The organism is Pseudomonas sp. DTU12.3 (assembly GCF_004124275.1).
GTDB lineage: Bacteria > Pseudomonadota > Gammaproteobacteria > Pseudomonadales > Pseudomonadaceae > Aquipseudomonas > Aquipseudomonas helmanticensis.
Map to the genome: position 1 here is coordinate 140,443 of NZ_CP027218.1, position 18,565 is coordinate 159,007.

At 60.4% G+C, this 18,565-nt stretch carries 15 protein-coding genes; 8 read left to right on the forward strand and 7 right to left on the reverse strand.

Annotated elements, in window-relative coordinates:
* Nucleotides 1-49 precede the first annotated feature (49 nt).
* The 3 genes from C2E19_RS00620 to C2E19_RS00630 are packed head-to-tail and all read left to right on the forward strand — an operon-like array spanning nucleotide 50 to nucleotide 1,814.
* On the forward strand, nucleotides 50-673 hold the full coding sequence (locus C2E19_RS00620; RefSeq protein WP_129386735.1) for an FMN-binding negative transcriptional regulator: 624 nt from the start codon (nucleotides 50-52) through the stop codon (nucleotides 671-673).
* A 10-nt stretch (nucleotides 674-683) separates the two neighbouring features.
* Nucleotides 684-1,130: a GNAT family N-acetyltransferase gene (locus tag C2E19_RS00625; protein WP_129386738.1), complete on the forward strand. Its 447-nt coding sequence runs from the start codon at nucleotides 684-686 to the stop codon at nucleotides 1,128-1,130.
* A 12-nt stretch (nucleotides 1,131-1,142) separates the two neighbouring features.
* Nucleotides 1,143-1,814, forward strand: coding sequence for a GNAT family N-acetyltransferase (locus tag C2E19_RS00630; RefSeq protein WP_129386741.1), 672 nt, complete (start codon nucleotides 1,143-1,145; stop codon nucleotides 1,812-1,814).
* A 115-nt stretch (nucleotides 1,815-1,929) separates the two neighbouring features.
* Here the strand turns inward: C2E19_RS00630 and C2E19_RS00635 are convergent, their stop codons facing one another.
* Complete coding sequence (locus tag C2E19_RS00635; RefSeq protein WP_129386743.1) at nucleotides 1,930-2,829, reverse strand: homocysteine S-methyltransferase family protein; 900 nt, start codon at nucleotides 2,827-2,829, stop codon at nucleotides 1,930-1,932.
* 113 nt (nucleotides 2,830-2,942) lie between these two features.
* Between C2E19_RS00635 and C2E19_RS00640 the strand changes: the two genes are divergently transcribed.
* Nucleotides 2,943-3,764, forward strand: a complete 822-nt coding sequence (locus C2E19_RS00640) for an ABC transporter substrate-binding protein (RefSeq protein WP_129386746.1) — start codon at nucleotides 2,943-2,945, stop codon at nucleotides 3,762-3,764.
* A complete protein-coding gene (locus C2E19_RS00645) occupies nucleotides 3,761-4,597 on the forward strand; it encodes an amino acid ABC transporter permease (RefSeq protein WP_129386749.1) in 837 nt (278 codons plus the stop codon). Before C2E19_RS00640 ends, C2E19_RS00645 begins: the two co-directional genes overlap by 4 nt.
* Nucleotides 4,598-4,629: 32 nt before the next feature.
* On the opposite strand, the gene C2E19_RS00650 is transcribed toward C2E19_RS00645, so the two are convergent.
* Nucleotides 4,630-4,908, reverse strand: coding sequence for a transcriptional regulator (locus C2E19_RS00650; protein ID WP_129386752.1), 279 nt, complete (start codon nucleotides 4,906-4,908; stop codon nucleotides 4,630-4,632).
* A 263-nt stretch (nucleotides 4,909-5,171) separates the two neighbouring features.
* On the opposite strand from C2E19_RS00650, the gene C2E19_RS00655 reads away from it, so the two are divergent.
* Nucleotides 5,172-8,129 carry an autotransporter domain-containing protein gene (locus C2E19_RS00655; protein WP_129386755.1) on the forward strand — a complete coding sequence of 986 codons (2,958 nt, stop codon included), beginning with the start codon at nucleotides 5,172-5,174 and terminating at the stop codon, nucleotides 8,127-8,129.
* A gap of 199 nt (nucleotides 8,130-8,328) precedes the next feature.
* Entirely contained in the window at nucleotides 8,329-9,774 is a 1,446-nt protein-coding gene (locus tag C2E19_RS00660; RefSeq protein ID WP_129386758.1) for an autotransporter domain-containing protein, read from the forward strand.
* 179 nt (nucleotides 9,775-9,953) lie between these two features.
* Here the strand turns inward: C2E19_RS00660 and oadA are convergent, their stop codons facing one another.
* Nucleotides 9,954-11,762 (reverse strand): sodium-extruding oxaloacetate decarboxylase subunit alpha, encoded by a 1,809-nt coding sequence (gene oadA, locus C2E19_RS00665; RefSeq protein WP_129386761.1) that lies wholly within the window; start codon nucleotides 11,760-11,762, stop codon nucleotides 9,954-9,956.
* Nucleotides 11,763-11,773: 11 nt separating this feature from the next.
* Nucleotides 11,774-13,189 carry an acetyl-CoA carboxylase biotin carboxylase subunit gene (locus tag C2E19_RS00670; protein WP_053125176.1) on the reverse strand — a complete coding sequence of 472 codons (1,416 nt, stop codon included), beginning with the start codon at nucleotides 13,187-13,189 and terminating at the stop codon, nucleotides 11,774-11,776.
* A gap of 190 nt (nucleotides 13,190-13,379) precedes the next feature.
* Here C2E19_RS00670 and C2E19_RS00675 point away from each other — a divergent pair, with 190 nt between their 5' ends.
* Nucleotides 13,380-14,342, forward strand: a complete 963-nt coding sequence (locus tag C2E19_RS00675; protein WP_129386765.1) for a LysR family transcriptional regulator — start codon at nucleotides 13,380-13,382, stop codon at nucleotides 14,340-14,342.
* On the opposite strand, the gene C2E19_RS00680 is transcribed toward C2E19_RS00675, so the two are convergent.
* The 3 genes from C2E19_RS00680 to C2E19_RS00690 all read right to left on the reverse strand — a co-directional run bounded on the left by C2E19_RS00680 (nucleotide 14,284) and on the right by C2E19_RS00690 (nucleotide 18,507).
* Nucleotides 14,284-14,487, reverse strand: a complete 204-nt coding sequence (locus C2E19_RS00680; RefSeq protein ID WP_093429603.1) for a PA3496 family putative envelope integrity protein — start codon at nucleotides 14,485-14,487, stop codon at nucleotides 14,284-14,286. The two genes, C2E19_RS00675 and C2E19_RS00680, sit on opposite strands and share 59 nt — an antisense overlap.
* 152 nt (nucleotides 14,488-14,639) lie before the next feature.
* Nucleotides 14,640-15,506 carry a transcriptional regulator HexR gene (hexR, locus tag C2E19_RS00685; RefSeq protein WP_007912071.1) on the reverse strand — a complete coding sequence of 289 codons (867 nt, stop codon included), beginning with the start codon at nucleotides 15,504-15,506 and terminating at the stop codon, nucleotides 14,640-14,642.
* A gap of 127 nt (nucleotides 15,507-15,633) precedes the next feature.
* A complete protein-coding gene (locus C2E19_RS00690; RefSeq protein WP_129386768.1) occupies nucleotides 15,634-18,507 on the reverse strand; it encodes a bifunctional diguanylate cyclase/phosphodiesterase in 2,874 nt (957 codons plus the stop codon).
* Nucleotides 18,508-18,565: the final 58 nt, after the last annotated feature.

Here is an 18,565-nt window from a genome sequence, read left to right on the forward strand (position 1 = left end):
GACCAATAGCCTGCCTAGGATGCAGGCATTCGCCAAGGAAAATCTGTCCATGTACACGCCGCGCGCCTTCGCCATCGAAGAACTGTCCCAACTGCACGAACTGATCCTCGCCACCCGTCTCGCCATTCTGGTCACCCACGGCGAAAACGGCCTGCAAGCCAGCCATGTGCCGGTGCTGCTGCATTGCGAGCAAGGCGAGTACGGCACGCTGTACGGGCACCTGGCCCGCGCCAACCCGCAGTGGAAAGACCTGCGCGACGGCGCCGAGGCCATGCTGATCTTCGCCGGCGCCGATGCCTACGTCAGCCCGGGTTTCTACCCGAGCAAAGCCGAACACGGCAAAGTCGTGCCGACCTGGAACTACATCGCCGTGCACGCCTACGGCCACGCCGAAACCTTCAGCGATGGCGGGCGCTTGCTCGACATCGTCAGCACCCTTACCGACCGCCACGAGGCCGGCCGCGCGCAACCGTGGTCAGTCGCCGATGCGCCCGCCGATTACATCGACGGCATGCTCAAGGCCATCGTCGGTTTCGCCATTCCCATCGACCGTCTCGAAGGCAAGCGCAAGCTCAGCCAGAACCGCAGCGCCGCAGACATTGCCGGCGTGCGCGCAGGCCTGGCCGCCAGCCCCGAAATCAACGACCAAACCCTCGCCCAATTGATGCGCTAAGGAAATCACCATGAGTCAGATCGACATTCGCCAGGTCAGCGCCGCCGACCGCGCCGCATGGCTGCCGCTGTGGCAGGCTTACCTGGGTTTCTACAAGGGCGAACTGCCGGACGCCGTGACCGACAGCACCTGGCAGCGTTTTCTCGACCCGAGCGAGCCGACCCACGCGGCATTGGCCTGGGCCGACGGCAAAGCGGTGGGCATGGTGCATTACATCTATCATCGCTCGAACTGGAGCATCGAAAACTCCTGCTACTTGCAGGATTTGCTGGTGGCTGAGCACACCCGTGGCACCGGCGTCGGCCGCCTGCTGATCGAACACGTCTACGCCACGGCCAAGGCTGACGGCTGCTGCAAAGTGCACTGGCTGACCCACGAAACCAACGCCACCGCGATCCAGCTCTACGAGCGCATCGCCGAGCGCCCGGGGTTCATCCAGTTTCGCAAAGCCATTTGAGGAGACGCACGCATGAGCATTTCACCGGCCGACTGGAAGGGCGTCCCCGCCCCCACCGCCACCCTGCTTGAAGGACGCTTCATCCGCCTGGAACGACTCGACCCGGCGCGTCACGGCGACGAACTGTTCGCCGCACTCGAAGGCCCCGGTGCCGATCCGAAACTCTGGGATTACTTGCCCTATGGCCCCTTCCCGGAACGCAACGTTTTCAACACTTGGCTCAACAACCACGCGGCTGCCAGCGACCCGTATTTTTTCGCTGTCATCGACCGCGCCAGCGCTCAGGTGCAAGGCATCCTCAGCCTGATGTCGATCGTCCCGGCCCAAGGTCGCATCGAGATCGGCCACGTCACCTTCGGCGCGCCGATGCAGCGCTCGCCGAAAAGCACCGAGGCGGTTTACCTGCTGGCCAAGCATTCCTTCGACCTTGGCTACCGCCGCCTCGAATGGAAATGCAACAACGGCAACGCCCGCTCCAAATACGCCGCCGAGCGTTTGGGTTTCAGCTTCGAAGGCGTGTTCCGTCAGCACATGGTGGTCAAGGGGCAGAACCGCGACACCGCGTGGTACTCGATTCTGGATGGCGAGTGGCCGGCAATTGCGGCAGGGTTCAAGCAGTGGTTGTCCGACGAAAATCAGACGCCCGACGGGCAGGTGAAAGGCTTGGTCGAATGCCGTTCCTGATTATCTAAAAAGCAAAAGATCGTCCGAGCGCGGCCCGAGCCTTCGGCAGCTCCTACACGGGATTGACGTTCACCCTGTAGGAGCTGCCGCAGGCTGCTATTTTTTGATCTGTTGTTCACCCCAGCTTTTGCGCAAGCATCGCAATGTGTTCCGGCCCGATTCCGCAGCACCCGCCCAAATGGCTGGCACCGCGCTGCTGCCAATCAATCGCCCAGTGCAAGTAACCCGGCGGATCGAGGTCTTCGCGCAACGGATCGAGTCCGTCATTGGCGGTGGCCTCTTTGGGCTGCGGCGGAAATGCATTGGCGTAAGCGCCAATATGAATGTTCACCCCCAGACGCTCGAAGGTGTCACGCGCGGCATCAATCGCGGCACCGATCACTTCCGGCTGACTGCAATTGAACAGCAACGTCTCGACGCCCAACTCAGCCGCCACCGCAGCCGCTTCGGCGACAGGCTCACCGGAGCGCAAGCGCGGCACTTCATCGGTGTCTTCGTCCTTCAAGGTGAACGACAACCAGAACGGTTTGCCATCCTTCGGCAACCCGGCGTGAATGGCTCGCGCCTCGATGATCGAACTCTGGGTTTCCGCCAGCCACAGATCAACGTGCGGTGCCAGGCCATTGACCAAGGGCGCCAGCAACTCGGTCACTCGGTCGGCGTTGAACAGATCCGGACGATAGGAGCCGAACAGCGGTGGCAATGAGCCGGCCACCCGCACGGATTTCCCCGAGGCTTGCACCGCACGCTGCGCCAGCTCACCGGCCAATGCTGCCAGCGCCTGCCCCTCAGCGGTGAAACGCTCCTCACCAATATGGAACGGCACCACGGCATAACTGTTGGTGGTAATCACATTGGCGCCACTTGCGATATAAGCCGCGTGTACTGCCTCGACCGCTTGCGGTGCTTCGCTCAATGCCAGCGCCGACCACTCCGGCTGGCGAAAGGGCGCCCCGGCGCGCTGCAACTCACGGCCCATGCCGCCATCGAGAATAATCGTGCTGCCTGCGCCCATATGCTTTTCACTCATATGCTTATGAAAATAACTGACTATCAGAGTCGTTCTTATAACTATTTAATACGCACCATTCCGTTAAAAACAACCTCTTTTTTACCCAGGGATCGACTGTGAAATTTCAACCGCTACTGGCCCTGGGCCTGACGATTCTGGCCGCCTCCACGCAAGCCTTTGGTGGCACGACGCTGGACCGTATCGAGCAAAAAAAAGAACTGGTCGGCGTGCTGATGGAAAGCTATCCACCGTTCTCGTTTCTCAATGACCAGAACCAGCTCGATGGCTTCGACGTGGATGTCGCCAAAGCCGTGGCGGACAAGTTAGGCGTCAAGTTGCGACTGGAAACGCCGTCCTGGGACGTCATTGCGGCCGGCCGCTGGAGCGGGCGCTACGACATCTGCATCTGCTCGATGACGCCGAGCAAGGCCCGCGCCGAGGTGTTCGATTTCCCGGTCGAGTACTACGCTTCGCCGGCAGTTATCGTCGTCAACGCCAAGGATGAGCGGATCCACGACGCCAAGGATCTGAGCGGCAAAAAAGTCGGCCTCACCAGCGCGTCCAGTTACGAAAGCTATCTGAACAAGAACCTGGTCATCGAAGGCGCCGAAGACACGCAGTTGCAGTACCCGTTCGACGATGTGCAGATCGCGCCGTACGACACCGACAACGTCGCCTTCCAGGACTTGGGCCTGGGCGCCGGCGTGCGCCTGGATGCAATCCTCACCAACCTCGTCACCGCGCAGCCACGCCTGAACCAAGACAAGCGCTTCAAACTGGCGGGGCCGGCGCTGTATTCGGAGCCGAATTCGGTGGCCATCGAAAAGGGTGATGCGCAATGGGACGCCAAGGTGCGTGAAGTCTTTGCGCAACTGAAACAGGACGGCACCCTGAGCCAGCTGTCGCAGAAATGGATCGGCGCTGATATCAGCCAATGACTTCTTTCCCGACACCTCCACAGCCACCGCAACCGGTGGCTGAATCACGCCTGCAACGCTTGTTCGGTTTTCGTACGCGGCTGTACCTGACCTGGACAGCGTTGGTCAGCCTGTTCGCCGGGTTCTTCCTGAGCTTCGACCTGAAGTTCTCGATCATCCTCGACAAACTGCCCAATCTGGTCGGTCTGCATCTGGCGCCCAATGGCTTTTTGCAGGGTGCGGCGCTCACGCTTTTCCTCTGTGTGTGCTCGATTGTCGCCTCGTCCCTGCTGGGCTTCATCACGGCATTGGCGCGCCTGTCGAAAAGCGCGGTAGCGTTCGGCATTGCCAGTTTTTACACCTCGTTCTTTCGCGGCACGCCACTGCTCATCCAGATCCTGCTGATCTACCTGGGTTTGCCGCAATTGGGCATCGTGCCCGGCGCCATCGTCGCCGGCATAATCGCCTTGTCATTGAACTACGGCGCCTATCTCAGCGAGATCTTCCGCGCCGGCATCCTCGGGGTCGACTACGGCCAACGCGAAGCATCGCTGGCATTGGGGATGCGCGAGACGGTGATTTTCTGGCGCATCACCTTGCCGCAAGCCATGCGCACGATCATCCCGCCCACCACCAACCAGTTCATCTCGATGCTCAAGGACTCGTCGCTGATTTCGGTGATGGGCGTATGGGAAGTGATGTTTCTCGCGCAGTCATACGGGCGCTCAAGCTACCGCTACATCGAAATGCTGACGACGGCGGCGATCATTTACTGGCTGATGTCGATTGGACTGGAATTGATTCAGGCGCGCTTGGAGCGGCATTACGGCAAGGCTTACGTGCGACGGAGCTAGGGCGATTGGCACATTGCGGGCTGCGTCGGGTTTTATTGGGCCTCTCGGCGTACCCGTACAACGCCCATTTTCAGGCCAAACAATCGGAATATTGAGTCCAACGACCTCAACGTCTGATTACCCTCAGCGTGCTCTATGTGTATCAACGTGCGGACCGAAATTTTGCACATCTTAGCGAATTGGATTTGATGCAGCCCTGTCACCTCAACTCGTAAACGGCGGACGGCTTCGCTGATTTCCAATGTCCCGTCGGCCAGCGCCTCTTGAATGCTTTCGATGAGCGCCATGCGTTCGAGAACTGTCATTACCATTTTCCTCTCCAATCTTCGAGCGCCGCATAAGGCTCAATAAACATTAATGGCGCGGGGATTCATTGATGTGAGTGCTTCGGCGTTTGAATCAAAACTTACTGCACCTAATGAGAGGAGCGGGCAAAAAAACTGCAACAAAATGCAGAAATTAATATATTTCAGCGCTGAAGATGCAAAACAATGCAGATCCGCCATCGACATCATTCTGTAAAAACCCTTCGCTATACAGGTTGGCCCGCTTATAACAAGAAGGCCGTCCACTCATGCCGTTCCCGCCCCAGCGTCTGTCCCTTGCCATTGCCCTGTTGATCACCGCCACGACAGCCCACGGCAAAACCGTGCAGATCGACACCGCCACCACTGCAGCGCAAACGCTGGGTGGCAGCGACACGCTGACGATGTCGGCGCCGGGCAGCATCACCAACAGCGGCAAGGCCGTGAGTCTGAAAGACAGTACCAGCGGGGCCGGTGTAGTGATCAATAACGCCGGCAAAATCATTTCCAGCGGTGGTCGGGCCATCGATAGCAGCGGCGACCTGAGCAAGGCGCGCAACTACACGATCTACAACCGCAGCGGCGGGCAGATTCTCGGCGCCAACGACGCCTTGCGCATCGACAGCAACTTCGTCAGCGGCAGCCTGTTGATCGACAACAGCGGCGTGATTCGCTCAACCACCGGCCAAGGTCTGGATCTGGATGCGCTGCGCAGCGACGGGGTGAAAACCACTATTATCAACCGCGCCGGCGGCCTGATTCGCGGCGACGCCAGCGACGGCATGAAGACCGGTGCCAACGCGGCCATTACCAACTACGGCGAGATTTCCACCGGCGATTCGCACAATGCCGACGAGAAGTTCGACGGCATCGACATTGATTCCGCAAGCGGTGTCAGCGTGACCAACTACGGGGTGATTTCCGGCGGCCGGCATGGCATCACTACCGACCTTGGCGCGACGCTAATCAACTACGGGCAGGTCACCGGCCGCAATGGTTCCGGGTTCGGTTCCGACGGCGATGGCACGGTGATCAACCACGGCACCATCACTGGCGCTTACTCAGGCTTGCAAGCGAACGGTGACGGCGACGGCGTGGACATCGACAAGATCGCCCACATAGAAAACTACGGCACCATTCAGGGTATCGGTGCCGGCGGTGTGGACAAGGGCGGTTTCGCCAATGGCAGCGAAGGTATCGCGCTGGGTGGCGGTTACATCCTCAACGCCAGCAACGCGTTGATCAGCGGTGCCGACAGCGCCATTCTGGTAGACGATGGCAGCGGCGGCTCGGGGCTGGCGGCGACCACCCTGGAGAACTTCGGCACCATTCAAGGCCTCAACGGTTTCGGCGTGAAACTGGTCGGCGAGTTCGCCGACAGCGTGATCAACGGCGGCACCATCAGCGGCAGCAACGGCCTGGCGCTGGACCTGGGCGGCGGCAACGACAATCTGACCTTGCGCAATGGCAGCCGCTTCATCGGCGTGGTCGATGGCGGCAGCGGTTACGACCGCGTGGTGATGGACGATGTGGCCGGCGGCAGCTTCGGCGCCAGTCGCAACTTCGAATGGCTGGAAGTCAGGCAAGGTGCGTGGACACTCACCGGCAGCGGTGATTTCAGCGACGGCGGCGCCGTGCGCAATGGCGCAACGCTGATCAACCAGGGCGGCATCGCCGGCAGCCTGACCGTCGACGCGGGCGGCGTGTATGCCGGTGGCGGTTCAGTGGGCAGCCTCAACGTCAACGGCACCTTGCGCACCGATACCGGCCTTGGCCGCGCGACCATCATTCACGACTTGAACATGTGCAGCTCGTCCACGCTCGCCTACGGCGTCAATGCCGATGGCAGCAGCGCGCCGCTGCAGGTCGGCGGCATCGCCAATCTGAACGGTGCGACCCTCGCGGTGAATCCCGGCGCCGGTACTTATTCGTGGCAGAGCCAATACACCGTGTTGCAGGCCGCGCAGGTCAACGGCACGTTCGGCAAGGTCACCAGCGATTACGCGTTTCTCACGCCGACGCTTGCCTACACACCAACCCAGGTCGATCTCACGTACACCCGCAACGACGTCGCCTTCAATCAATTCGCGGCGACCGGAAACGGCAGCAACGCCGCCAACAGCCTCGCCTCAATGGGCAAGAACAATGCGCTGTATAACGCCTTGCTCAACACCAGCCAAAGCACGGCCGGCGCGGCGATCGAGCAACTGGCCGGCGCCAGCAACGCCAACCTGACCAGCGCCACCCTTGGCGCCAGCAGCCAGGTCGGCAGCAGCATGCTGTCGGCGATGCAGCAGATGGGCGGCAGCCCGGGCTTGATGGTCGGTCTCGATCAACGCGACACGCCGGTACTGGCGGCCAATGCTGTACCAGCCGAGGCGCGCAACCTGAATGATCCGAATGCTCGCGGTCGGGTCTGGCTGCAAGCCATTGGCGGTTACGGCAAGCTCGACGGCGAACACGGCAGCAGTGGTCTGGAACAACGCACCAAGGGCAGCGTGCTGGGCACCGACTGGTCGCTGAATCAGGCGTGGCGCGTTGGCGTACTCGGTGGTTATTCGAAAACCGATCTGGATGCCAGCGGTGTCGATGGCAACGTCGAGAGCTGGCACGCCGGCGTCTACGCGCTGCATCAAAATGGCCCGATCTCCCTGCGCCTCGGCGCGGCTTACAGCGGCCATCAGGGTGAAAGCAAACGCAGCATCGCCTTCAACGGCTTCAGTGATCGGCCCAAAGGTGACTACGACGCCGACAGCCAGCAAGCCTTCGCCGAACTCGGTTATGGCATGGGCAGCGGCCGCCTCAGCGCCGAGCCGTTTGCCAGCGTCGGTTATCAGCGCTACCACCGCGACAGCTATCAGGAAAAAGGCGGCGCCGCGGCTCTGCAGGTCGACAGCCAGACTCAGGATAACTTCAGCAGCACTTTCGGCTTGCGCTTGGCGCACCTGAGCAGCCTGGACAACGGCATGAGCGTGACACCGCGCATGACCGCCGGCTGGAAACACACTTATGGCGACGTCGGCAGCTCGACACGCCAGGCGTTTGTCACGGGTGGCACGGCGTTCAGTGTCGACGGCAGTTCACTGGATCGTGACAGCCTGGTGCTGGAAGCCGGGCTGGACGTAGGCATCTCTGCGCGACAGACCCTGGGCGTGGGCTACAGCGGCGAAATTGGCAGCAACAGCCGCAATCACGGATTGATCGGGCAATGGCAGATGAGTTTTTGAGGATTGAACAGTTGGCGTGGTCTGGATCGGTTGTAGGAAAAGGCGACGCCGACATCAATTAAAAGCATCCACTGTGGATCTGGTGGGAGATTTCCACAGAACGATCCGACATCGCCTGCAATGCTCAGGGAAGCGGCCGACATCGGATTTTTTGCCAAGCTCATAGAGTCGAGTCTTCTGTCTAAAGAGGCTCGACTCGATGCTCGCTCAACCTACATTTCGCCCTCACCATCTTGCATTGGCGCTTGCGCTGACCGTGGGATGGACCGAAGTCTCCCGCGCCCAACAGCCCGACATACAGGTCGTCGAGAACGCTGTTGAAGACCAGCCCAAAAAGCCTCGTAAAAAAACACCCAAACCTCCTGCCGAATCGTCGCCGCTGGAAGAGGTAATCGACCAGGGCAAAACCCACGCCGCTCCTCAATCGCCTGGTAATCCTGCGCCGGACCGGGCGTCGCGCACAGAAACACCAATCAGCGAGAACGCGCAGAAACTCGCCGACAGCATTGAGGAAAAGCGCGCTGCACCACTAACACCTCAACAACCTCAGAAACCCGAGACAGCCGCTGCACTGACGAAAACGGTACCTCCTGCAGCACCCGCAAACTCCGCGATCACGGCTCTGCTCGACAGCAACCACGCAACGCCGGCTGTGGCGCTCGAACAACTCGCGGCCGGCAGCAACGCCAACCTCGCCAAAGCCACATTGAGCAGCGTTACACCGGTGAGCAGCAGCATGCTCTCGGCCATGCGCAAACTGGATAATCGCCCGGAGGCACGGTACGGCGCCGGCAACTCGCCTCGTAGCGCCTCATCTGCTGCAGACTCCGGACGCGTATGGATTCAGGCGCTGGGCCAGGACGGCAAGGTCGATCGCGACACAGACAGCGCACTCACGCACGCCACTCAAGGAGTGGTCATGGGCGCGGACTGGCGTATCAATGAGCAATGGCATGTCGGTCTGGTCGGCGCGAAATCACAAACGCAATTCGACGCCCGGCAATACGACGGCGACCTCGACAGCTGGCATCTCGGCGTTTATGCCGTGCGCCAGGATGGACCGTTGGCGCTGCGCCTCGGCGCTACCTATGCCAGCCATGACGGCGAGAGCAAACGGCGCGTGGCATTCAACGGTTTCAGTGATCGACTCAAGGGCCATTACGACGCCAACACCCAACAAGCCTTCGCCGAACTGGGGCTCAACCTGGGGCGCAACAACGTCGTGTTCGAACCGTTCGCCGGCCTCGGCTACCAACGTTATCAACGCGACAGCCATACCGAAAAAGGTGGCGATGCCGCACTGAAAATCTTCGGTCAAACCCGTGACAACCTCAGCAGCACCTTGGGCTTTCGCACGGCGAAAATCGGCAGACTGGATAACGGCATGAGTCTGACCCCGCGATTCAGTGCCGGCTGGAAACACACCTTTGGCGAGATTGAAAACGACACCCGTCAGCAACTGGTAAAAGGTGGCAAACGCTTTGACATCGCCGGCGCTGCCCTGGATCGAAACAGCCTGTCGGTGGACGCCGGCCTCGACCTCGGGCTATCAGCAAATCATACGATAGGCGTTGGTCTCACTGGCGAGATGGGCACTGAAAGCCGAACTCACGGCCTGACAGGCCAATGGCGCATGGCGTTCTAACCAACCCAATCCCTGTAGGAGCTGCCGCAGGCTGCGATCTTTTGATCTTGTTTTGGATTAATAAAAACCAAGATCAAAAGATCGCAGCCTGCGGCAGCTCCTACAGGGTAAAAAACACAGTAAAAAAAGGGGAGCACATGCCCCCCCGAGGTTTAAAGCGTTGGATCGCGGCCGTTATCTCAGCCTTCGATCTCGATCAGGATTTCGCCCGGGTTGACTCGATCACCCTTGGCCACATGAATCGCGGTGACCTTGCCGGCGATGGCGGCCTGGACTTCGGTTTCCATCTTCATCGCTTCGGTGATCAGCACCGCTTGGCCGGCCTTGACGGTGTCGCCCTCCTTGACCAGCACATCAACGATGTTGCCCGGCATGGTGGTGCTGACGTGGCCCGGTGCGGATGCTTGCTTGCGTTTGCTGCTGCCACCGCCGACGAATTCGTTGAGCGGTTCGAACACCACTTCTTCCGGCATGCCGTCGATGGACAGGTAGAAGTGACGCTTGCCTTCGGCCTTGACGCCAACACCGGTGATGTCGACGCGGTAGGTTTCGCCGTGCACGTCGATGACGAACTCGGTCGGTACGCCTTCGCCGCCTGCCTTGGTCACACCGCCGGCTTCAGGAATCGGCAGCAGCACTTCAGGGGTCAGGGTGCCAGCGGCACGCTCTTCGAGGAACTTGCGGCCGATGTCCGGGAACATGGCGAAGGTCAGCACGTCTTCTTCGGACTTGGCCAGTGCGCCGATGTCGGCACGCAGCTTGGTCATTTCCGGTTTGAGCAGATCGGCTGGACGCACATCGATGACTTCTTCACTGCCGATGGCCTGACGACGCAGCTTCTCGTTGACCACGCCCGGCGCCTTGCCGTAGCCGCCTTGCAGGTAGAGCTTCACTTCGTTGGTGATGGTTTTGTAGCGCTCACCGGCCAGCACGTTGAAGAACGCCTGAGTGCCGACGATCTGCGAAGTCGGGGTCACCAGCGGTGGGAAGCCGAGGTCTTCACGCACGCGCGGGATTTCCGCAAGCACTTCGCCCATGCGGTTCAGTGCGCCCTGCTCTTTCAATTGGTTGGCGAGGTTGGAGATCATCCCGCCCGGCACCTGGTTGACTTGCACGCGGGTGTCGACGGCGGTGAACTCGCTTTCGAACTGGTGGTACTTCTTGCGCACGGCGTAGAAGTACAGGCCGATCTCTTGCAGCAGTTCAAGGTTCAGACCGGTGTCGTACTCGGTGCCCTTGAGTGCAGCGACCATCGACTCGGTGCCTGGGTGGCTGGTGCCGGAAGCGAAGCTGGAGATCGCGGTATCGATGTGGTCGGCGCCGTTTTCGATCGCCTTGAGCTGGCACATGGTCGCCAGACCCGCCGTGTCGTGGGAGTGGATGAACACTGGCAGCGACTGCTCGGCTTTCAGTGCGCGTACCAACTCGCCCGTGGCGTACGGGGTCAGCAAACCGGCCATGTCCTTGATCGCCACCGAGTCGCAACCCATGGCTTCCATTTGCTTGGCCTGGGTGACGAACGCGTCGATGGTGTGCACCGGGCTGGTGGTGTAAGCGATGGTGCCTTGGGCATGTTTGCCGGCTGCTTTCACCGCTTCGATGGCCACGCGCAGGTTACGCACGTCGTTCATCGCGTCGAAGATGCGGAACACGTCGATGCCATTGACGGCAGCCTTGGCAACGAAGGCTTTGACCACGTCGTCGCTGTAGTGGCGGTAGCCCAGCAGGTTCTGGCCGCGCAGGAGCATTTGCAGACGCGTGTTAGGCAGCGCCGCGCGCAATTGGCGCAGACGCTCCCACGGGTCTTCTTTCAGAAAGCGTACGCAGGCGTCGAACGTCGCGCCGCCCCAGCATTCCAGCGACCAGTAGCCGACTTTGTCGAGCTTGTCGCAGATCGGCAGCATGTCTTCGGTGCGCATGCGGGTGGCGAGCAGCGATTGGTGAGCGTCGCGCAGGATGGTGTCAGTGACAAAGATCTTCTTGGACATTGTTGTATTCCTCACAGGCCTGCGTGGGCGGCGATGGCGGCGGCGATGGCCAGGGCCAGCTCTTCGGGTTTGCGCTTGATCGAGTAGTTGGTCAGTTCAGGATGGCTTTCAACGAAGCTGGTATTGAACTGGCCGCTACGGAATTCCGGGTTGCGCAGGATTTCCTGGTAGTACGCGGCGGTGGTCTTCACGCCTTGCAGACGCATGTCGTCCAGTGCGCGCAGGCCACGATCCATCGCCTCTTCCCAAGTCAGTGCCCACACAACAAGTTTCAGGCACATCGAGTCGTAGAACGGCGGAATGGTGTAGCCGGTGTAGATCGCTGTGTCGGTGCGTACGCCCGGACCACCGGGGGCGTAGTAACGGGTGATCTTGCCGAAGCTCGGCAGGAAGTTGTTCTTCGGGTCTTCGGCGTTGATACGGAACTGCAAGGCGAAGCCACGGTGCTGAATGTCTTCCTGTTTCACCGACAATGGCAGGCCGGAGGCGATGCGAATCTGTTCGCGGACGATGTCGATCCCGGTGATTTCTTCGGTGATGGTGTGCTCCACCTGCACCCGGGTGTTCATCTCCATGAAGTACACCTCGCCTTCGGCGAGCAGGAACTCCACGGTGCCGGCATTCTCGTAACCCACCGCCTTGGCCGCACGCACCGACAGGTCGCCGATGTAGGCGCGCTGTTCCGGGGTCAGTTGCGGGCTAGGGGCGATTTCGATGAGCTTCTGGTTGCGACGCTGGATCGAGCAATCACGCTCGAACAGATGCACGACGTTGCCGAAGCTGTCGCCGAGAATCTGCGCTTCGATGTGCTTGGGATTGACGATGCATTTTTCCAGGAACACTTCGGCAGAACCGAAAGCCTTGGTCGCTTCGGAAATCACCCGAGGGAAATTCTGTTCGAGTTCTTCGCGGCTGTTGCAGCGGCGGATACCGCGACCGCCACCACCGGAAGTGGCTTTGAGCATCACCGGGTAACCGATGCGGTCGCCTTCGACCAAGGCTTCTTCGATGTCGGCAACGTTGCCTTCGGTGCCCGGCGTCACCGGTACGCCGGCCTTGATCATGCTGCGGCGCGCTTCGGTCTTGTCGCCCATGCGGCGAATGACTTCTGCCGACGGGCCAATGAACTTGATCCCGCGTTCGGCGCAGATATCAGCCAGCTCAGCGTTTTCCGAAAGGAAACCGTAACCGGGGTGCAGCGCATCGCAGCCGGTTTCCACGGCCAGGTTCACCAGCTTGCGCGGGTTGAGGTAGCCGGCCAGTGGCTCGGCACCGATGCTGTGGGCCTCGTCCGCACGCTTCACATGCAACGCATGACGGTCGGCGTCGGAAAAAATCGCAACCGAGCGAATGCCCATTTCGGCGCAGGCTCGCACGATTCGTACGGCAATCTCACCACGGTTGGCGATCAGGATCTTTGTTATCACTTGGAGGTTCCCTTGAGCCGGTGGCACCACGACCTGCTAGACCCAGGTCGACGCGTGACCAAATGTTTCAATTTGGTCGCAGGTCCACACTAGCGCTCATGAGGGATTAACAAAAATGAATAAAAATTGGGTCAGGCATAAGCAAAGACTTATAGTTGAAACATCAGCCAGCCGTCAGAGCCTATAAAAAATGCGTAAGTCCTTGATGCGTATGACATTGCGTCAATTGCAGATCTTCAACGAAGTGTGTGATTTACGCTCTTACAGCCGCGCAGCCGAGGAAATGTCGCTCACCCAACCGGCGGTCAGCCTGCAAATAAAGCAGCTCGAAGAGCTGATCGGCCAGCCATTATTCGATTATGTCGGCAAAAAACTCTACATGACCGAAGCCGCTGAAGCCCTTCAGCGCGCCAGCCGGGACATCTTCGGGCGCCTGGAAAACCTCGATATGCAACTCTCGGACATGCAGGGCTCGCTGCAAGGTCAGCTGAAACTGGCGGTGGAATCCAGCGCCAAATACTTCGTCCCGCACCTGTTCGCCGCATTCAAACGCCAGCACCCGGAAGTGAACCTGCAACTGACCGTAGTCAACCGTGGCCAGGTCATTCGCAGGCTGTCCGATAATCGTGATGATCTGGTGATCATGTCGATGGTGCCGCAGGACATGGGCCTGGAATTCCTGCCCTTCCTCAACAACCCGATTGTTGCCGTGGCGCGCCCGGATCATCCATTGGCACACATGGGCCCGCTGCGCTTGCAGGATCTGGAACCCTACACGCTGCTGATCCGCGAGCCCGGCTCGGGTACGCGACTGGCTTGCGAAGAGTATTTCAAAGAGAAGCGCGTGCACTTCACCCAGACCCAGGAAGTGGCCTCGGCCGAAGCTCAGCGCGAATGCGTGGCGGCGGGTCTGGGCCTGGCGCTGTTGACGCGCCACGCCCTGAACCTGGAGCTGGCGACCGGCGGGCTGGTGGAGTTGCCGATCGAAGAACTGCCGCTATTCCGTAGCTGGTGCCTGGTGCAAGCCAAGGCGAAACGCCTGTCACCGGTGGCGCACGCCTTCCTGGCGTTTATTCGCAGCGAACGCGTGCAGATCAGCGCGTTGGTTGAGCGCTTCGACGGGAAGCTGCCGGTGCTGCCTGCCAGTGATTGATCTCGGGAAAGTCGCCGATTTCGGCTTGAAGCTGGCGAAGTTCGAAGCGATCTTCGATAGCGCGACGGAATTCCATGCGGCGCTGGTCTTCTTGCTGACGACGGGTTTTCGCGGCGCTGTTGCGTTCTTCGTAGGGCTGAGCCATTTCGAGTCTCCCAAGGCGATGACGGGAGTTTCACGATAGGCGCGGGGGATGACGGTTTGATGAAAGTAACCGTCGTGAAGCAAAAGATCGCAGCCTTCGGCAGCTCCTACATTGACCGTGTAGGAGCTGCCGAAGGCTGCGATCTTTTGCTCTTAATCATCCAGAGCTTTGGCAGCCTTTGGGGACAAGCGCAAACTGCGCAGGCTGCGCTTCACGCTCTTGAGGTGATTAACCAGACTCGGCCCACGCGCCATCGCCACGCCCATCGCCAGCACATCGATCACCACCAGGTGGGCGATACGCGAAGTCAGCGGTGTATAGATTTCGGTGTCTTCATGCACATCGATCGCCAGATTCACGGTCGACAGTTCGGCCAATGGCGTCTGGCTCGGGCACAGGGTAATCAGCGAAGCGCCGCTCTCGCGCACCAGATTGGCGGTGATCAGCAAATCCTTGGAACGCCCCGACTGCGAAATGCAGATCGCCACATCGGTCGGCTTCAACGTCACCGCCGACATCGCCTGCATGTGCGGATCGGAATACGCCGCCGCCGTCAGCAGCAAACGAAAGAACTTGTGCTGGGCATCCGCCGCCACCGCGCCGGATGCGCCGAAGCCGTAGAACTCGACACGCTGCGCCTGCGACATCAACGTCACCGCGCGCTGCAACTCAACCGGATCGAGCTTCTCGCGAACCTCCATCAACGTGTGCAACGTGGTGTCGAAAATCTTCAGGCTGTAGTCGGCGACCGAGTCGTCTTCATGGATAGCGAACTGGCCGAAGCTGGCACCGGCGGCCAGGCTTTGCGCCAGTTTGAGCTTGAGATCCTGAAAACCGGAACAACCGATGGCGCGACAGAAGCGCACGATGGTCGGCTCGCTGATGCCGACGCTATGGGCCAGGTCGGCCATGGAACTGTGCATCACCGCCGCAGGGTCAAGCAGCACGTGGTCGGCGACCTTGAGCTCCGACTTGCGTAACAGGTGACGTGACTGGGCGATGTGTTGCAGCAGATTCAAGGGGCTGGACTCTTCTTATGGGCAAGGATGTAGCACGCTTGTAGTTATACTACATGAATTGGCTTTTTGCCTGCTCAATGCGTAACTCGATGTCCCCATATCAGGCGCGATGAGGTGCATGTAGCCCTTAAAGCGGTTTTTCCTGATTACGCAAAAGCCCGGCCAGAGCAGTCGCCTCCACCGGCCGACTGATCAGATAACCCTGCACTTCATCGCAACGTTCGGCACGCAGAAATTCCAGCTGATCCTGCCGCTCGACGCCTTCAGCCACCACTTTCAGTGACAGTCCGTGAGCCATGGCAATGATCGCGCGAGTGATCGCCGCATCTTCACTGCCTTCACCCAGCCCGCGAATGAACGCCTGATCGATCTTCACGTAATCCACCGGAATGCGCTTGAGGTAACTCAATGACGAATAGCCGGTGCCGAAGTCGTCGATGGCCAGTTTCACGCCAAGATCGCGCAATTGCTGGAACGTCGCGATGATGTGCTCGACGCTGTCGAGCAACTGGCTTTCGGTCAACTCCAGTTCGAGGTAGTGCGGCGCCAGCCCGGTTTCTTCCAGCACCTGACGCACCAGGCTGACCAGTTTGCCCTGACGCAACTGGTGCACCGACAGGTTCACCGAAACGCGGATCGGCGCCAGGCCCTGGCGCTGCCATTCGCACGCCTGCCAGCACGCCTGACGCAAGACGAATTCGCCGATCGGCCCGATCAGACCGGTTTCCTCGGCCAGCCCGATGAAATCCCCCGGCGGCACCCGGCCCATGGTCGGATGATCCCAGCGCACCAGCGCTTCCGCCGCATTCAAGCGCCCGCTCTCCAGGCACAGCTTCGGTTGATAGAACACTTTAAGCTGCTTGTCTTCGATGGCTTTGCGCAGCTGGTTTTCCAGCTGCAAGCGTTCAAGGGTGCTGGCCTGCAAACTCTCTGTGTAGAACTGGAAGTTGTTGCCGCCGAGGTGCTTGGCATGTTGCATGGCCATGTTCGACTGGCTGACCAGCGCGGAAATTTCCCGGGCGTTGTCCGGCAGCATGCTGATGCCCATTGAGGCGCTGACCACCAGTTCATGCCCTTCCACGGTCAGCGGCAAGCGCAGCTTGCTCGACAAGCGCGTAGCGACCCGGGCCAGACTCGACAGGTTGCCGTAGGCATCGAACAACACGGCGAACTCATCACCGGACAACCGCGCGATGGTGTCGGCCTCCGGCAAGGCGTTAACCAGTCGGCGCGCCATTTTCTGCAGTAACTGGTCAGCAACTTCGTGACCGAGGCTGTCGTTGAGCAACTTGAAGCGATCGAGATTGACGTGCAGCAGCGCCAGACTACGCCGCCCGCCCTGCCGCACGCGTTGATGCGCCTCATGCAGGCGCTCGCGGAACAGCGAGCGATTGGCCAACCCAGTCAGTTCGTCGTAATGGGTCAGGTAACGCATGCGCTCTTCAGATTCTCGTCGTGCCGACAGATCGGCGAAGAAGCCGACGATGTGACTGACATTTCCCCGACCATCGCGCACTGCATTCAGTTGCAGCCACTGCGGATAGAGCTCGCCGTTTTTGCGCGTTTCTACCAGTTCGCCCTGCCAACTGCCGTGCTGCTCAAGCGCATGGCGAATGGCGACGTAATGACGGCGTGCATCGCGGCTGCACGGCAACTCCACAACATTGCGCCCGAGCATGTCGTCGATGTCGTAACCGGTGACGCGGCTGAACGCCTGATTGATCGCGATCAACGCATAGTTCGGGTCGAGAATCACGATGCCTTCGCTGGCCGCTTCAAACACCGTCGCCGCCAGGCGCTGCTGTTCTTCGAGGCGTTTGCTGGCACTGATGTCGCGCCGGGTGCCCACCATGCGCATCACCCGTCCGTTGTCGCTGCGCTCTACCGCACGACCACGGTCTTCGATCCACACCCAATGGCCATCGCCGTGACGCACGCGGTACTCGATCTGATAATCCTCGGTGCGGCCCTTCAAATGCTCGATCAGTGCGTGTTTGAGGGTTGGCACGTCCTCCGGGTGCAGCCGCGGTTTGAGGTCGCGCAGCAGCGCCGTGACATATTCCGGCGCAAGACCGAACAACTCCTGAATCTGCGTGTGGTGAACTTCGTCGGTTTGCAGGTTCCAGTCCCACAAGCCCAGTTCGCTGGCTTTCAACGCCAGCGCCAGGCGCGCCTCGCTTTTGCTCAGGGCCTGATTGGCCGCGTCCAGTTCGCGACTGCGCTGGGCGACGCGGTGTTCGAGTTCGACCTGCGCTTCGCGCAGCTTGCCCTCGGCGCAACGTCGATGTTCGATTTCCTTCGCCAGTTCCTGATTGAGCTGCTCGCTGCGCGACTGGGTGTGCTGCAAGTGTTCGATCAGCTGCTGATTCTGAAAGCGCCGCAGCAAGCCGCGATCAATCAGCCGATTGACCTGCCATGCCACCACGCTCAGCGAGCCGAGCAGAATCAGCCCGAGCCAGCCCCAACCACGCGCCTGCTCGTCGCCGCCCCAAAAGAGAAAGCCGATCGCCGGCAACAGGCACGGCAAGGTAAACGACAGAAACGCCGGCAGGCTCACCGCATAAGCAACACTGGCCGACAGCGTTGCGGCGCCGATCAGACCGAACACCCAGGCTTGCTGCATGAAGTTGTCGGCGGGCACCAGCGCGATACCGGCGCCGGCCAGAGTCAGGCCGGTCATGGTCGAGCCGAGCAGGAACATGCGAAACCAGATCGGCTGGGCCTGGCGATCGGGGATTGCCGAATCGAACGCTGCGACCTGGATCACACGCAATGCGACCAGCGACAGCAACCACACCAGCCAGACGCTGACCACGAAGTAGCGCTGCGGGCTCCAGAGCAGAGCGGCGCAGACCAGACCATTGATCAACATGAAAAGTGTGGGCAACAACGAGCCCTGATACAGCAGGCGCGTGCGCTCGACCGCCATTTCGGTGGCGTAGCGCTTGCGGACAACCCGGGGTTCCACAGAGGGGCCCGACAGTTCGGAGCTGAGGGTCATGGGCAACGTTCTTGTTCTTATAAGGAGGGCGTGCGCCCGAAACGTGGACGGAGCATAC

What these genes read in the sequence shown, in the direction of transcription:
- C2E19_RS00620 (WP_129386735.1), top strand. Translation starts at nt 50, where the DNA reads ATGTACACGCCGCGCGCCTTCGCCATCGAAGAACTGTCCCAACTGCAC.
- C2E19_RS00625 (WP_129386738.1), top strand. Translation starts at nt 684, where the DNA reads ATGAGTCAGATCGACATTCGCCAGGTCAGCGCCGCCGACCGCGCCGCA.
- C2E19_RS00630 (WP_129386741.1), top strand. Translation starts at nt 1,143, where the DNA reads ATGAGCATTTCACCGGCCGACTGGAAGGGCGTCCCCGCCCCCACCGCC.
- C2E19_RS00635 (WP_129386743.1), bottom strand. Translation starts at nt 2,829, where the DNA reads ATGGGCGCAGGCAGCACGATTATTCTCGATGGCGGCATGGGCCGTGAG.
- C2E19_RS00645 (WP_129386749.1), top strand. Translation starts at nt 3,761, where the DNA reads ATGACTTCTTTCCCGACACCTCCACAGCCACCGCAACCGGTGGCTGAA.
- C2E19_RS00650 (WP_129386752.1), bottom strand. Translation starts at nt 4,908, where the DNA reads ATGGTAATGACAGTTCTCGAACGCATGGCGCTCATCGAAAGCATTCAA.
- C2E19_RS00655 (WP_129386755.1), top strand. Translation starts at nt 5,172, where the DNA reads ATGCCGTTCCCGCCCCAGCGTCTGTCCCTTGCCATTGCCCTGTTGATC.
- C2E19_RS00660 (WP_129386758.1), top strand. Translation starts at nt 8,329, where the DNA reads ATGCTCGCTCAACCTACATTTCGCCCTCACCATCTTGCATTGGCGCTT.
- oadA (WP_129386761.1), bottom strand. Translation starts at nt 11,762, where the DNA reads ATGTCCAAGAAGATCTTTGTCACTGACACCATCCTGCGCGACGCTCAC.
- C2E19_RS00675 (WP_129386765.1), top strand. Translation starts at nt 13,380, where the DNA reads ATGCGTAAGTCCTTGATGCGTATGACATTGCGTCAATTGCAGATCTTC.
- C2E19_RS00680 (WP_093429603.1), bottom strand. Translation starts at nt 14,487, where the DNA reads ATGGCTCAGCCCTACGAAGAACGCAACAGCGCCGCGAAAACCCGTCGT.
- C2E19_RS00690 (WP_129386768.1), bottom strand. Translation starts at nt 18,507, where the DNA reads ATGACCCTCAGCTCCGAACTGTCGGGCCCCTCTGTGGAACCCCGGGTT.